General features: G+C 64.0%; 14 protein-coding genes. 7 read left to right on the top strand and 7 right to left on the bottom strand.

What is annotated here, in order from left to right; genetic code table 11:
• Nucleotides 1-9: 9 nt before the first annotated feature.
• On the bottom strand, nt 10-1,461 hold the full coding sequence (locus tag QEH68_RS05740; protein WP_280627211.1) for an MFS transporter: 1,452 nt from the start codon (nt 1,459-1,461) through the stop codon (nt 10-12).
• A 135-nt stretch (nt 1,462-1,596) separates the two neighbouring features.
• On the opposite strand from QEH68_RS05740, the gene QEH68_RS05735 reads away from it, so the two are divergent.
• Together QEH68_RS05735 and QEH68_RS05730 are read left to right on the top strand one after the other, a co-directional pair.
• The gene (locus QEH68_RS05735; RefSeq protein ID WP_207596656.1) at nt 1,597-2,370 is read left to right on the top strand and encodes a GntR family transcriptional regulator; all 774 of its coding nucleotides are present in this window, start codon (nt 1,597-1,599) and stop codon (nt 2,368-2,370) included.
• A 22-nt stretch (nt 2,371-2,392) separates the two neighbouring features.
• Nucleotides 2,393-3,289 carry a ribokinase gene (locus QEH68_RS05730; RefSeq protein WP_280627210.1) on the top strand — a complete coding sequence of 299 codons (897 nt, stop codon included), beginning with the start codon at nt 2,393-2,395 and terminating at the stop codon, nt 3,287-3,289.
• A gap of 7 nt (nt 3,290-3,296) precedes the next feature.
• On the opposite strand, the gene QEH68_RS05725 is transcribed toward QEH68_RS05730, so the two are convergent.
• The 3 genes from QEH68_RS05725 to QEH68_RS05715 form a co-directional block, all read right to left on the bottom strand.
• A complete protein-coding gene (locus tag QEH68_RS05725; RefSeq protein WP_207596654.1) occupies nt 3,297-3,581 on the bottom strand; it encodes an acylphosphatase in 285 nt (94 codons plus the stop codon).
• Between the two features lie 90 nt (nt 3,582-3,671).
• The gene (locus QEH68_RS05720) at nt 3,672-4,568 is read right to left on the bottom strand and encodes a glycosidase (protein ID WP_280627208.1); all 897 of its coding nucleotides are present in this window, start codon (nt 4,566-4,568) and stop codon (nt 3,672-3,674) included.
• A 157-nt stretch (nt 4,569-4,725) separates the two neighbouring features.
• Nucleotides 4,726-5,757: an adenosine deaminase gene (locus QEH68_RS05715; RefSeq protein WP_207596652.1), complete on the bottom strand. Its 1,032-nt coding sequence runs from the start codon at nt 5,755-5,757 to the stop codon at nt 4,726-4,728.
• A gap of 83 nt (nt 5,758-5,840) precedes the next feature.
• Here QEH68_RS05715 and QEH68_RS05710 point away from each other — a divergent pair, with 83 nt between their 5' ends.
• The 3 genes from QEH68_RS05710 to QEH68_RS05700 all read left to right on the top strand — a co-directional run bounded on the left by QEH68_RS05710 (nt 5,841) and on the right by QEH68_RS05700 (nt 8,296).
• A complete protein-coding gene (locus QEH68_RS05710; RefSeq protein WP_207596651.1) occupies nt 5,841-6,755 on the top strand; it encodes an MSMEG_6728 family protein in 915 nt (304 codons plus the stop codon).
• Between the two features lie 150 nt (nt 6,756-6,905).
• On the top strand, nt 6,906-7,268 hold the full coding sequence (locus tag QEH68_RS05705; protein WP_280627206.1) for a DUF1622 domain-containing protein: 363 nt from the start codon (nt 6,906-6,908) through the stop codon (nt 7,266-7,268).
• Nucleotides 7,265-8,296 carry an alpha/beta hydrolase gene (locus tag QEH68_RS05700; protein ID WP_280627204.1) on the top strand — a complete coding sequence of 344 codons (1,032 nt, stop codon included), beginning with the start codon at nt 7,265-7,267 and terminating at the stop codon, nt 8,294-8,296. The genes QEH68_RS05705 and QEH68_RS05700 overlap by 4 nt, the downstream gene beginning before the upstream one ends.
• A gap of 52 nt (nt 8,297-8,348) precedes the next feature.
• Here QEH68_RS05700 and QEH68_RS05695 read toward each other — a convergent pair whose 3' ends face one another.
• Nucleotides 8,349-10,703: a Tex family protein gene (locus QEH68_RS05695; RefSeq protein WP_280627203.1), complete on the bottom strand. Its 2,355-nt coding sequence runs from the start codon at nt 10,701-10,703 to the stop codon at nt 8,349-8,351.
• A gap of 88 nt (nt 10,704-10,791) precedes the next feature.
• On the opposite strand from QEH68_RS05695, the gene QEH68_RS05690 reads away from it, so the two are divergent.
• A complete protein-coding gene (locus tag QEH68_RS05690) occupies nt 10,792-11,088 on the top strand; it encodes a hypothetical protein (RefSeq protein WP_207596647.1) in 297 nt (98 codons plus the stop codon).
• 51 nt (nt 11,089-11,139) lie between these two features.
• On the opposite strand, the gene QEH68_RS05685 is transcribed toward QEH68_RS05690, so the two are convergent.
• Nucleotides 11,140-11,574 (bottom strand): CBS domain-containing protein, encoded by a 435-nt coding sequence (locus tag QEH68_RS05685; protein ID WP_207596646.1) that lies wholly within the window; start codon nt 11,572-11,574, stop codon nt 11,140-11,142.
• A 336-nt stretch (nt 11,575-11,910) separates the two neighbouring features.
• Between QEH68_RS05685 and QEH68_RS05680 the strand changes: the two genes are divergently transcribed.
• On the top strand, nt 11,911-14,100 hold the full coding sequence (locus QEH68_RS05680; protein ID WP_280627201.1) for a hypothetical protein: 2,190 nt from the start codon (nt 11,911-11,913) through the stop codon (nt 14,098-14,100).
• A 32-nt stretch (nt 14,101-14,132) separates the two neighbouring features.
• Here QEH68_RS05680 and QEH68_RS05675 read toward each other — a convergent pair whose 3' ends face one another.
• Nucleotides 14,133-14,585, bottom strand: a complete 453-nt coding sequence (locus QEH68_RS05675; protein ID WP_280627200.1) for a nucleoside deaminase — start codon at nt 14,583-14,585, stop codon at nt 14,133-14,135.
• Nucleotides 14,586-14,597: the final 12 nt, after the last annotated feature.

The following is a 14,597-nucleotide window of genomic DNA, read 5'->3' as shown; positions in this document are numbered from 1 at the left end:
CGTCGTGCGTTAGATTTTTTCGCCCTTGGGTGCCGCGATGAAGAGGCTGACAATGAAGGCAAGTGCTGTGATGGACACCGAAATCCAGAGGGCTGTGGAGTATCCGGCGGCAGTTCCCTGACCTGCGAAGGGGGCAACAATCACGACGCCGAGGCTCGCGCCGATGCCGAAGGAGGCACCGTTGATGCCCGGCAAGGCGGCCGGTGCTTCCTTGGGAGAGAGCAGCACGGACAAGCCGTTGATGGCCGTGAGGAAGAAGCCGTTGTAGAAGATGCCCAGGGCTGCAATGGCGATGAGGACCGCGATCTGGTGGTGGGCGAACAGTGCTGCGACGATCGCGCAGGCGAGGCTGGTTGCCGTGCCGACGCGGACGGTCTTGATCCAACCGCGGCGGTCGGCGATCCATCCGGCCAGGGGTGCGGCGAACACGCCGATGAGTGCCGCAGGGGTGAGGAACAGCAGGGCGGCAACCGAGGCGGACAGACCGAAGCCGTTCTCCTTGTCCTGGCTGAGCAGCACCACAGTGAAGTTGATGATGGCGAAGATGCCCGCGAGCGTCAGCACGGTGGTGGCGATGACGGGCCAGACCTGGCGTGAACGGAGGTGGTGTACTGCAACCAGCGGAGTTTCGCGCTTCTTTTCGATGAGCCAGAACGCCGCAAAGGAAGCGATGCTGCCGGCCAACAGGCCGAGGGCGGCAGGCGAGGTCCAGCCGGCTGAAGAACCGGTGGAGACAAAGTAGGTGATGAAGACCAGGAACACGGACAACGAGCCTGCGCCCCACCAGTCCATACGGCCCGGAGCCGCCGCGGACTTGCCGCCGGGGACCACTTTGATGACGCAGACGACGGCGATCGCGGCCAAAACCAGGACGGCGACAAAAATCGACTGGAAGCCAAGGGTCTCGGCCATGAGTCCGCCGAAGTAGCCATCCACGCCACCAACGCCGCCATTGATGGCCGCGATGATGCCGATGGAAGTGCCGAAGAGCCGCGCCGGCAGGTACTCATTGAGGACGATGTAGGACAGCGCAAAGATGGCACTGGAGACACCCTGCATGAAGCGGCCCGTGACCAGCAGGGGCAGGGTGGGCGCGAAAATACACAGGACCGTTCCGGCGCCCATGATCGCCAGCACCAGCAGGAGGGCATTGCGGCGGCCGATGAAGTCGCTCCATCGCCCGATGACCGGACCGGCAATGGCGCCCGCCAGGAAGAACATCGACTGGACCTGCGCAACGGCCTCGGGTGTTTCGCCGAAGAAGGAGCCGATGTGCGGGAGCGCCGGGGTGATCATGCTGGCGTTGAGCTGGAAGGCCAGCACTGCCAGGACCAGCGTGGTGATCAGCAGCGCGGCGGCTTTTCCGTGGAAGCGGCTTTCTTCCGCGGCTGCTGGGGCCTGCGTTGGTGCCGGGGCCTGCGGATCTGCAGGCTGCTGGCCAGTGGCGGTGGGGATGTTCACATCAAACTCCTTTGTCCGAGGGCGCGGGGCGGCGCCACGAGATGTGAGTTGTTATACAAGCATGTATTACGAGCTTGTGCAACCTGTCACAGTCATCCGGTACAGTGTCGGTAACCCATCTCAAGTGAGGCACCCTTGACCGACAACGCCGTCCAATTCCTGTCACGACCCATCGCTGCCCAGCCAGGTCAGCCATTGCGCGTCGCGGCCTACTCCCGCATCGCTGAGGCCATCCGCACCAAGATCCTGCCGCCTGGTTCGCTGCTCCCCACGGAGACCGAGCTGGGCACCATGATGGACGTCAGCCGCACCGTGATCCGGGAAGCGCTGATGTTGCTCGAAGAAGACGGCCTCACCCGGGCTCGGCGCGGCGTCGGCCGCTTCGTAGCGGATTCGCTTCCCCGTATCGGCATCGAACACATACGCCCGTTTGACCAACTCCTTGGCGGACCCGACCAGGACATCCAGGTCAAACGGGTCGCGGCGATCAAGCAGCCGGCGTCGGAATTCGTGGCTCCCGGCATCGGCGTGCAGCCTGATGAAGACGTGTGGTTCTGGGAAAGCGTGCTCATCCGCAACGGTGAGCCTGTTGCCCACCTCCAGGAAAACGTGGCCCAAGGGATCCCCGAAGCCCAGGCCCTGGCCGAAGCGGCAGAAGCTCCCACCCTTTCCGCGTCCACGCTGCTCGAAGTCCTCAGCGGACTTCCTGGGGTTTCCCTCGGACCCGGCGAATGTGAAATCAGCCTCAGCACCGCAGGTCCCAGCCGTGCAAAGCTGCTGGGCCTCCGCCCGTCCGACCCCGTACTGGTCCTGACCCAGTACGTGCGCCGGAACGGCAACGCCTTCTACCTCGCCAAATGCCTGGTGGCTGCCAAGGCCGGCCACCTCTCCGTCATCCAGTCCTCCTGAAATTACCCGTAAAGGACCTTCCATGAGCACGTCCCCTCAGTTTGCCGCGCCCTCATCCCTGACCGTGGTGGGCAGCATCAACCTCGACATCACGGCCACCGCCGACAGGCTCCCCTCACCGGGTGAAACCGTCGGCGGCGGCATCCTCCGCCAGCAGCCCGGAGGCAAGGGCGCCAACCAGGCCGTTGCGGCGGCCCGGCTCGCGGGTACTTCCCGCATGGTGGGGGCAGTGGGCCAGGACGACGCGGGACTCAGCCTCATCAGGGCGATGGCGGGTGCCGGCGTCGATGTCCGGGACATTGCCCGCGTGGATGCCGCCACGGGAACAGCGCTGGTGCTGGTGGACAGCGAGGGCGAGAACCAGATTGTGGTCTGCCCCGGCGCCAACGGCTCCGTGGCCTTGAACGGTGTCTCATTCGGCGACGGCGAGGCCCTGCTCTGCCAGCTCGAAGTGGACCAGGACCTGGTGTTGGAGGCCGCCCGCCGCGCCAACGGATTCTTCGCCCTGAACGCGGCCCCGGCCGCACCGATCCTTCCCGAACTCCTGGAACGCTGCGACCTGGTGATCGTGAACGAGACAGAGTATGAACTGATTCCGGCCCTTCGAAATGCCCCACTGGTTGCCGTCACTTACGGGGGCGACGGCTCAGCCATCTTTGTCGATGGAGAACGAGTGGCCGAGGCCCCGGCCGTACGTGTCACGGACATTGCCAACACCATTGGAGCCGGGGATGCTTTCTGCGCCGCTTTGGTCCTGGCACTCCAGTCCGGCCTTGAGTACGGTCACGCACTGGCCGTGGCGAACGCCGTCGGCGCGGATGCGGTCCGGGATGCTTCATCCCAGCCGGCGCTGAAGCCTTTGGACCATTACATCGAAGCGACCCGGGCAGCCCTCCACGCAGGTTCGGCCACCAAATAATCAGTCGCTAGTCGGTGATCCTGAAGTCCTCGAAATCCCTGGTGGCCTCCGAGACTTCGAAGTCCACGTTCTCCACCCGGCCCGGCGCCCGTGTTGAATGCAGCCACGTCACCATGCTGTCAACGTCTGCCGCTGACCCCTCTGCAACCAACTGCACGGATCCGTCATGGTTGTTTCGGACCGTTCCCGTCAGCATGAGTTCTTCAGCTTTCCTGGCAGTCCAATAGCGAAAACCCACACCCTGGACAACGCCGGTGATGCGGGCTGTGAGGCGAACGGTTTCGTCAGTCATGGACCCACCTTAACGAATCCCGCCCTTGTTCGGCCCCTGCCGTTCAACGGCTCATGGGACGAGCAAGGGCGGGATCCAGCCAGGAAATACTCAGCCGATCACAATGTCCCGCGTCGCGTGGCTGTACGTGATGGTGACGGGGCCGCCGTCGTGGTTCAACTCGTGGTTGGCGCCATCGCGGGCGCCGAACGCACCGTAGTTCTCGTTCCACGACCGGTTGAGCGCGATCTTGTACGTGTAGAAGCCGGCAGGCAGTTCAGCCGTGATGGTCCACACCTGGACCAGCGGGTTGAACTCCATCTGGGCTTCGTCGTACTGCGGCGCCCAATCCTCGGGCGCACCGAGGATCTTGTTGAAGTCACCGGCAATCGCGACGGCCTCGGGCTGCGGCACGGTTTCGACGGCGGTGGCCGCCGCTGCCTTGGCCGGCGCCTTCCGCGTGGACTTCTTCGCGGCAGGCGCTGCCTTGGCTGTCGCAGCCTTGGCTTTCGGCGCAGAAACCTTGGCAGCGGCAACCTTCGGCTCGGCGACCTCAGCAGCCGCCGCCTTGGGCTCGGTGGTCTTTTTTGCCGCGGCCCGCTTGCTGGCAGCTGCCTTCCTGGCCGGAGCTTTTACCGGCGGGGCCGTCGGAACCGGAACATCGGCTGGTACCGGAGTTCCGGCGTCGAGCGCTGCCGCAAAAGCGGCGACATCAGGGAAGGCCACCGTCGCACGCAGGCCGTCCTCCGGGATGGTCCAGCCGGAACGGCCCTTGACCAGCCAGCCGGCCTTGACCAGCTTGGCCGATGCCGAGGTAAGGGTCTTGTGGCCGCGGGGGATGCCGCCACTGAGGAGTTCAGCCTCGTGGTCATTGAAAGGTACGCGGACGATCGCTTCGGCCAGGACCTCGCCGGCGTTGAGGGTTGTCTCGGACCACACGCTTTCAGCGAGGATGTCCAGTACGGCCTTCAGACGAAGGTTGGTGTTCTCGGCGGTGTTCGCGCCCATGCTTCTCCTTCAACGGGTGAATACTTTCTTGCAGTTTGCCAATGAATTGTTAATTCCCGCGACTGCAGAAGGTAAACACCGTGTGTCGTGACCGAGTGTGACATTGCGGACGCCGCAAGTGATCCACGGGTATCGGCTGACTGGGTTTATGGGCCGTTTAAGCGTGGGGAACCGATGCCTTGACCCATTCGGTGACCTCGTCCAGCAGCACCGATTTCCGGGCGTCACTGGCGAACGAAGAACGGATGGAGTTGGCCGCCAACGTGGCCTGCTCCGGTACGGAGAACTCCAGGACCTTGGCCAGCTGCTCAAAGTTGTCGTCCACATAACCACCGAAATAGGCGGGGTCGTCGGAGTTCACGCAAACGTTCAGGCCGATGGCGAGCATTTCGGGCAAAGGGTGGTCCTCCAGCTTGTCCACTGCCCGCAGCCGGACGTTGGAGAGGGGGCACACTGTCAGGGGCACCTGCTCAGCCACCAACCGCTGCACAACGTCCGTGTCTTCCATGCAGCGGATGCCGTGATCGATCCGCTCGACATGGAGCACATCCAACGCCTCAGTGATATAGCTGGCCGGGCCTTCCTCGCCCGCGTGGGCGATCCTGCGCAGCCCGGCCTCGCCGGCGCGCTGGTACAGGCGCTCAAATTTCGACGGCGGATTGCCCACCTCTGCGGAGTCCAGGCCGATGCCGGCAATCGGAGCCTTCATGGCCAGGAGCTGGTCCAACACTTCGAGGGCGGAGTCCTCGGACATGTCCCGCAGGAAAGCGGCGATGAGGAGGGTGGAGACACCAAAGTCTTCTTCGGAGGTGGCCAGGGCGTTGGCCACACCATTGACGCAGGTTTCCAATGCCACACCCCGGGAGACGTGGGCTTGGGGGTCCATCATGATTTCCGCGTGGCGCACTCCCCCGGCGGCTGCCCGCTTCAGGTAGGCACGCGTCATGTCGGTAAAGTCCTGCTCGGTTTGCAGGACGGCCATGTTGGCGTAGTAGAGGTCCAGGAAGGACTGAAGATCCGTGAACTCGTACTTCTCTCGGAGTTCCTCGATGTCTTGGTACGGCAGCTCGATGCCGTTCCGTTCGGCCAGGGCAAAGATCAACTCTGGCTGGAGTGTCCCTTCGATGTGCAGGTGCAGTTCGGCAACCGGGGGCGCCGTGGTGACAGTTTTCTCGTCAAAAGTTTCCACCCTGCAACTCTAGGCCCCAACAATGGCACGTGTCCCGGAGCACTCAACTTGGTTCTCACGCCCGGCACCCTCAAACTGAAAGGATGCAGACTTTCCTCCCCTTCGCCGATTTCCGTGAGAGTGCCAAGGCGCTCGACACCTCAAGGCTCGGCAAGCAGCGCGTCGAAGCACTCCAGGTCCTCCGCGCTTTGGTGATCCCGGAGTACGGTTGGCAGCAGCACCCCGCCGTGCGCATGTGGATGGGCCACGTCCCTGCCCTCACCATGTACGGCCTGGCCATGGCAGACGAATGGATGGATCGCGGGCACCCGGACAACACGCGCGCGAACATCGCCGAATTCGCCCCGCAGGCAGCCCACCCGGACTACGCTTCCCGGATTGTCATGCCGCCGTGGCTCGGACACGAGGACCTGCACCTCAGCCACCGCTCCAAACTGTTGGGCAAAGATCCCAAGCACTATGCGCAGATTTTCCCCGGCATCGAGGAAAAGCTGGAATACGTGTGGCCCGAGCCCAAGCACGAGTTCCACCCGGAGGACCCGGAGGAGGACCGCCTCCTGATCCTGCGCTCCAACGTGGAGGACCTCCGCCCGGAGCAGCTCACCATCGTCAGCATGCCGCCGCACGGCAAGGCCAAGTCCACGCCTGTTGCGGACCCTGACGAGTACCAGTTTGTGTACGCGGAGGAAAAGTCCCGCCGGCAGGTAGGCGGCCCCAAGAAGCGCCCGGTGGCACCGCGCGAGAAGAAGCCTACGCGGAAGCGCCAGGCACAGGAGCGGGCCTTCAACACCTTGCCCGGCAAGACCGAATTGGCCGTTCCGTTCGATGATGGCCAGACGTTCGCTGTTGGCTTGATCCAAGGCCGGCCCATCACGGTGGATGGCCGTTTCGCCCGCAACTTCGAGGTCACCAACGTGATCAAGCGCTCCGACTTCGACTATCCCGCGCTCCTGCAGGATCCCCGGGTCTTCTTCCCGGTCCCGGCACCCGCGCTGTAGCGGCAGCCGCGCTGTAGCGGCAGCCTGCAACATCGCACGACTCAACAGCGCACGACGACGGCAGCCAGGTTCTGTTTTTACAGAACCCGGCTGCCGCCGTCGTTGGTTGCTGTGTGAGACGGTGGAGACACGCAGCTATGGAGGAGGGCCATGGATTTCCAGCACGTCATCGAAGAAGTCGGCCGGTACATGGACGCAGCCGGGGTGGCGGTCATGGTGATCGGCGCACTGGTTTCCATTCCGATGGCCTTGCGCGGCTACCAGCCAAAGCGCGCCGCCAGCCTCACACCGTTCTCCCCCTACCGTTCCTACCGGCAGCTCCTGGGGCGGTCCATCCTTTTGGGGCTCGAGCTCCTGGTGGCCGCGGACATCATCCGGACCGTCGCCGTCACTCCCACTTTTGAGAGCGTGGGCGTCCTCGCGATCATCGTGCTGATCCGGACATTCCTCAGCTTCTCGCTTGAGCTGGAAATCACTGGCCGCTGGCCCTGGCAGAAGGAAAAGGACGCATGAGCCAGGAATGGGTCCCGGACATTCTTGGCGAAGGCTTTGAGCAGCAAACGCTCAACCTCGACGGCGGCGCTGTCGCCACCGTGGTGCGGTACCTAGGAGCCGAACCAGAGTGGCCTTGGACTGCGGGCGGAGCTCCCGTCAACAGTGCAATCGACGCAGACGTCCTCTACGTACACGGCTGGTCGGACTACTTCTTCCAACGCCACGTCGCTGAGTTCTGGCACCGGGCCGGCGCACGCTTCCATGCCCTGGACCTGCACAACTACGGCCGCAGCCTGAGCCCGGGCATGGTGCCGGGATTCGTCACCGACCTGGCCGACTACGACGCTGACATCGCAGCAGCACTGTCAGCGATGGGACGCTCAGGTGACCCTGGGCGGGATCGGCCGCTCATTCTTTTGGGGCACTCCACTGGTGGGCTCACCCTCAGCCTGTGGGCTGCCCGTCATCCTGGAATGGCGTCGGCGTTGATCCTCAACAGTCCCTGGCTGGAATTCCAGGCGACTGAGCTCGGCCGGCGGGCGATCGCGCCCTTGGTAGGCCTCCACGCCCGACTCCACCCCTTGGCACCACTGCCGCCAGTAGATCCGGGCATCTATACCCGGGCCGTGTCAGCCACCCTCGACGGCGAGTGGGACTACAACCTCGAGTGGCGGCCTGACCGGGGCTTCCCTGTCACGCCCGCATTCCTTGACGCCGTATTCCGCGGCCAAGCCACCGTCGCAGCGGGACTGGGTATCGACGTTCCCGTGCTCGTGCTGCTCTCGGACAAGAGCTATCTGCAGCCAAAGTGGTCCGCTGATGCACTCACCGCCGACGTCGCCTTGAACGTTGACGCCGTGGCCCACCGCTCGCTGTCCTTGGCGGACACCGTCACGGTGAGCCGGCTGCCGAATGCCTTCCACGACATTTTCCTGTCGCCCGAACCTGTTAGGCGACAGGCATTCGAACGCATCGGACGCTGGCTGCCTATGGCCCTCCAGCCTTCGGACGCAGAAGTGTGGGACGCCAGGACCGCAGGCCTTTAGGGCCCGCAGTACCTCCCGGCTCCTGATACTTCCTGCTACTTCCCGGTTCCGGCTACTTCCCGAGTCCGGCCCGGCGCAGTGCTTCAGCCATGGCCGTGTTCGCGGCCTCCGGAGCCTGCCGGGGCTTGCTTTGCCGTGCGCCGCCCTGACGACGATCACCCTGCCCGCCCGAAGCACGCCCGCCGGAGCCGCGTCCGGCAGCGGCGCCGGGTTCGTCGTCGAGCCTCAACGTCAGGGAGATGCGCTTCCGCTCGGGGTCGGCTTCAAGGACCTTCACCCGGACCACCTGGCCGGACTTCACTATTTCGCGGGGATCCGAGACGAACTTGTTGGACAGCGCCGAAACGTGGACCAAGCCGTCCTGGTGCACTCCGACGTCGACGAAAGCGCCGAAGGCAGCCACGTTGGTGACTGTTCCTTCCAGGATCATGCCGGGCTTGAGGTCGGAGATCTTCTCGATCCCTTCGGAGAACGACGCCGCCTGGAACGCAGGACGCGGATCGCGGCCCGGCTTCTCCAGTTCGGACATGATGTCCTTGACCGTAGGCAGACCGAAGGTGCCGTCCACGAAGGCCTGCGGATCCAGCGCCGTGGCGGGCCCACCGCCTGCTGCGACCAGAATCTTGCGGGCAACGGAGTAGGCCTCTGGATGGACACTGGAGGCATCCAGCGGCTCCGCTCCCCCGGTGATCCGGAGGAAGCCCGCGCACTGTTCAAAGGCCTTGGCGCCCAGACGCGGCACCTTCTTCAAGTCGCTGCGCTTGGCGAACGGGCCATTCTCGTTCCGGTAAGCCACGATGTTCTCGCTCAGCAACGGGCCAACGCCGGCAACCCGGCTCAGCAGCGCTGGCGATGCTGTGTTCACATCCACCCCCACGGCGTTAACGCAGTCTTCCACCACGGCATCCAGGGACCGGTCGAGCTTCGCGGCGGTGACGTCGTGCTGGTACTGCCCAACGCCGATGGACTTCGGCTCGATCTTGACCAGTTCCGCCAGGGGATCCTGAAGGCGGCGGGCAATGGACACGGCACCGCGAAGCGATACGTCCATGCCCGGAAGTTCGGAAGCGGCCAAGGCAGACGCCGAATACACGGAGGCTCCGGCTTCGGACACCACCAGCTTCTGGATCCCCTTGGAGCCGGCAGCTTCGAGGGACTTGATGAGCTCCGTGGCCAGTTTGTCCGTCTCGCGGGAGGCGGTTCCGTTGCCGATCGCGACGAGTTCCACGTTGTGCTGCCTGGCGAGCCGACCGAGAGTGGCCAACGCTTCGTTCCACTTGTTCGCTGGGGCGTGCGGGTAGATGGTGTCTGTGGTGACTACCTTGCCCGTACCGTCCACCACGGCCACTTTCACACCGGTCCGGAGCCCCGGGTCCAAGCCAAGCGTGGCCCTGTTCCCGGCAGGAGCGGCCAGCAGGACGTCGCGCAGGTTGGCGGCGAAAACGCGAACAGCTTCATCTTCGGCGTCGGCAAACATGCGTCCGCGAAGATCAGTGGTCAGCCGGTCCAGGATGCGTCCCCGCCAGGCGAGCTGAGCGGTTTGCATCAGCCAGGTATCGGCGGGCCGCCCCTGGTTGGCGACTCCGAGGCACTTGGCCACAGCGTTCTCGTACTTTCCGCGGGCGGCGGCCAGGGCGTCGTCGTCGGCTGGGTCTGCCTCAGCGAGATCCAACTCCAGGACGCCGTCCTTTTCACCGCGCAGCAGGGCCAGCACGCGGTGCGAGGGCATGCCGGAGGGCACCTGCGTGAACTCGAAGTAGTCCTTGAACTTCTGGCCCTCGGCCTCCATGCCCTTTTTCACGCGGGACACCATGCGTCCCTGCTTCCAGAGGCGTTCTCGCAGATCTTCGGCGAGATCGGCATCCTGCCCGACGCGCTCCACCAGGATGGCGCGGGCTCCTGCGAGCGCCACGGTGGCGTCGTCGATGGAGTGCTCGGCATTCAGGTACTTGGCGGCCTCGGTAGCGGGGTCGAGCTGGGGATTGGCGAGCAGGACATCGGCCAGCGGCTCCAACCCGGCTTCGCGGGCTATCTGGGCCTTGGTGCGGCGCTTGGATTTGAAGGGGAGGTAGATGTCCTCCAGGCGCGCCTTGGTATCGGCACCGACGACGGCGGCTTCCAGCTCCGGGGTCAGCTTGCCTTGGGCTGCAATTGCCTCGAGGACTGACTTGCGCCGTTCTTCCAGCTCGCGCAGGTATCTGAGCCGTTCTTCGAGGTCGCGGAGCTGGGTGTCATCGAGCGTCCCGGTGACTTCCTTGCGGTATCGGGCGATGAAGGGGACGGTGGATCCGGCGTCGAGCAGTTCCACCGCGGCCTTGACCTGCCAGGCCTTGACGCCGAGTTCAGCGGCGATCTGGGCGTGGATGGCGGTATCAGCTGACTGGTGTTGGAGATTTAAAGTCACCATGACAGTTTGCCTCACGTGGCCGACAGTTTCCGAAGACGGGTAGCAGGAAGGCCTATCCCGGGGACGCTGATAGTGCTGTAGTTGGACCATGCAGGAACTGCTGATCATCCTTCAGGACGGATTTGATGCCGATGACGTGACCGTCACCGTCAACGGCAAGGAAGCCGTGTCCGAGCACGGCATTTCCACCAAGATGCTGTTGGGGATGGCCGACGAAGTCACGGTGGAACTTCCCGCCAAGGGTGCCACGGTGGGGGTGGAAGTCAGCAGCAGACAACTCAGCGCAACCAGGAAGCTCGTGGGGAAACCCAAGAGCCTGATCGTCTCCATCGAAGAGGGCGAACTCGTGATGCGTGAAGGAACGGGCCGCGAGGCCTTCCTCTGAGGGAAGGCCTCGCGGCGGCTGGAGTGGATACTGGGAACCGCTGGGACTGGCTCAGCGGGACATGTGCTCCTTGGCCGAGATGTGCTCCACCATCTCGCCGAGGCGCTGTTCCGCGTAGTGGTTGCGGGCGATATCGCCCTGGCTGATGATGCCCACCAACTTGTGGTCGCTGATAACGGGCAGGCGGCGGACTTGGCGTTCCTCCATCATGGTGACGGCCTCGTCCACGTTGGCATCGGCGTCCACCCAGTAGGGCTTTCCGGTGGCGAGCTCGCGGGCAAGGACTTCGCGGGCATCCTTACCTTCGGCCAAACACTTGACCACGATGTCGCGGTCGGTGATGAAGCCGGTGAGCTTGCCGTCGCTGCCGCAGATGGGAAGTGAACCGCAGTCCAGATCCCTCATCAGCATGGCGGCTTCCTGGAGAGTTTTATCCTCGGCGATGCACTGCGCATTCGTGGTCATGAATTCACGTACGGCACTCATGGGTCCTCCTTCATCGATTGGGGTGATCGACGCGGGGCCTTCGGCATGGTTCCTTCGGCTCCGAGCGCCGATGATGCCAGCCTACGCCCGGCGGGTACCGCTGACCAGATCATGGGGACTCTCTGGAGGCCAAAAAATGGCCGTGTTTCTCTGGATATAGTCCATTCGCTGGAGTATCCTCAGTGTGGGTTACACACGGCTTCCGGGCATCGGCCATTTCGTCTCATCTGAGCCTCACCACGCGCACCCCGCCCCGCCCTGGACCGTCATGCCGCCTCTGCGCCAAGCGCGCGGGCGATCGCATATTTGACTGCTTCAGCGTGAGAAAGATCCCCCATGGACACCCCCAACGTCCCCAGCACCTACTACACCCCTGCCCCCGCTTCCGATCTTTGGAGTTGCCGCCAGCCCAGCACGGTCAGCGGACGCTATGAAGGCTTTCAAGGCAACCCCGGCCCCATCGGAAGCGCCCTGGACCTCCGGCTGGACATTGACGCCCGCAACGGGGTCGAGTCTCCGGTCATGAACAAGGTCAGCGGCGATCTGTACAGCACCCGCTTCGTGAAGGTCGCCGGCGTCAACCTGTTGGTGAAGACGTATGTGGAGTCCTGGATTGTGGACACGCCTCTTGTGACATTCACAGATACCGACGTGCATATCGTCGGGACCGTCCGCTATTGGAAAGGAACCCACCCTGCCACCACGGTGGACATAGTGGTCTCGTGGTCCTCCGGTGTTGTGACCGGGGCTGTTGCCACGTTGACGTCCGGCGGGATCCTCGGCCAGCCCTATGCGTGCTCTTACCGTTCGGAAGCCTTCCGCGACATGAACCTGGAGTTGGACTACTGCTCGTCCGTGGACATCGAGCCCAAGGTCCCCGTCTACAACAGCCATGCCCACACCAACCGTCCCCCTGACCTGCCCCACCGGACCATCACCATCGAGTCCTCATACAGGGATGCCGGGATCGCGGTCACTATCGATCCGGTGCACACAGTCATCGACGACACCGCGCCAGGCTTCGCTTCCTGGAATGTCGGCGAACTCCACGACGCCATGGAAACCTCGTTCGGCAAGTACAACTCGGGGTGGCCCGCGTGGAACATGTGGGGCATTCAGGCCGGCATCTTTGACAGCGCGGGGGTGGGTGGCATTATGTTCGACGCCGCTGCGGGCTTTGGCGGCGCAGGTCGCGGACCGGACCGCCAAGGTTTTGCGGTCTTCCGGAACCACTCCTGGTTCACCAACCTCGTCTCCAATCCGGTCACCCAGGATCAGGCGTGGGCCATGCGGCACTTCCTCTACACCTGGGTCCACGAAGCCGGGCACGCGTTCAACTTCCTGCATGCCTGGGACAAGGCCCGCCCGGACTCGCTGTCCTGGATGAACTACGACTGGAAATACGATCAGCGCAACGGCACTGACTCCTTCTGGGGCAACTTCCGCTTCCGCTTCGACGACGACGAACTGCTCCACATGCGCCACGGAGACCGCGCCTCCGTGATCATGGGCGGCGATCCATGGGCCTCCGGAGGGCACTTGGAATCCCCTGCCGGCGCCATGACGGTTTCCGGTCCGGGCAGCGACGTGGAACTGACGCTCTCGGCAAAGGACCATTTCGACTACATGGAACCTGTGTCCATCGAGTTCCGGTTGCGGAATACCACTGACGTGCCGGTTATGGTGGACGGCCGGCTGGACCCCCGCTATGGCAACACCACCGTGTACGTCCAGAAGCCCAACGGAACCGTGATCCTGCATGAATCGGTGGTCTGCTTCTACGGCCTCCCGGAATTGGTCACGCTGGCACCGGCTCCGGTGGGCGACGATGACGGCAGCGATCGCTTCAGCCAGTTGGTCCACCTCGCATACGGAGTGGAGGGCTTCGCTTTCGACGAGCCGGGGCAGTATCTGGTTCGCGCCATCTATTCCACGGACGGCATCGTCCAGGCGTCCAACACGTTGCCGTTGCGCGTTGGTTTCCCCGTCACCAGGGAAGAGGACCGCTTCGCTCCCGAGTTCTTTACCCGGGAAGTTGGCCTGACCTTGGCGTTTGAAGGGTCCATGTCACCCTATTTGGAGAGAGGGTTGAATGCCCTGACCGAGGCCGCCGAACGCTTTGGCGGTGAGCCTTTGGGCGTCAAGGCGGCCACCGCCGTCGCGCAGTCTGTGGGCGATGATTTCTATCGCCGCAAGGACGAAAAGATGGTCAAGCACCATAGCGCTGATCCCCAGCGGGCGCTGGCGCTGACCGACGCCGGCCTCGCCGGCTATCAACAGTCTGCCGGTGCGGCGAGCAATCTTGCCTACCGCGGTCTGGTGGAACTGCGCACGGAACTCCATGCGAAGGCGGACAACAGCGCCGCCGCAAGGTCGGAGGTGGAAACCCTCGCAAAGGACCTGGGAGCCCGGGGCGCCAACTCCACCGTGGTGGCCCAGGTCAAGGAACTGATTTCCCCCACTCCGACGACCCGGTCCCGCCGGGCGGCGCCGAGGAAGCCCGCCAAAAAGTCGTCGGATGGCTAGCTGGTATAGGGACCCTCTGTAGCCGGCGACGGTTATTCCGCGATGTCCTCTGCCCACAGTTCAGGGTGCTTGTCCTGGAACGTGCGCATCATGTCCACGCAACGGGGATCGTCCAGGACCACCACCTCGACTCCACGTGAACGCAGGAGGTCGAATTCGCCGGGGAAGGTCTCGGCTTCGCCCACGACTACCCGCGGGATCTTGAACTGGATGATGGTTCCCGTGCACATCGCGCAGGGCGCCAGGGTGGTGTAGAGCGTGGTGTCGCGATAGGTCTTTTGGCGTCCGGCCGCCCGGAGCGCGGACATCTCGCCGTGCGCAATCGGGTCGCCGTGCTGGACACGTTCGTTATGGCCACTGGCGACCACCACGCCGTTGCGGGCCAACGCGGCGCCGATGGGAATGCCGCCCTCGCTGAGGCTCTTTTGTGCGGCCTGGAAGGCGGCTTCGAAGGCTGGGTCCACGGTGGGGGCTGAATCGGTCATGGGTGCAGTCTA

Origin of the sequence: Paenarthrobacter sp. OM7 (assembly GCF_029873575.1) — a bacterium.
Classification (GTDB): Bacteria; Actinomycetota; Actinomycetes; order Actinomycetales; family Micrococcaceae; genus Arthrobacter.
The sequence above is the reverse complement of the archived record's forward strand: the minus strand, read 5'-3'. Positions and strand labels throughout refer to the sequence as shown.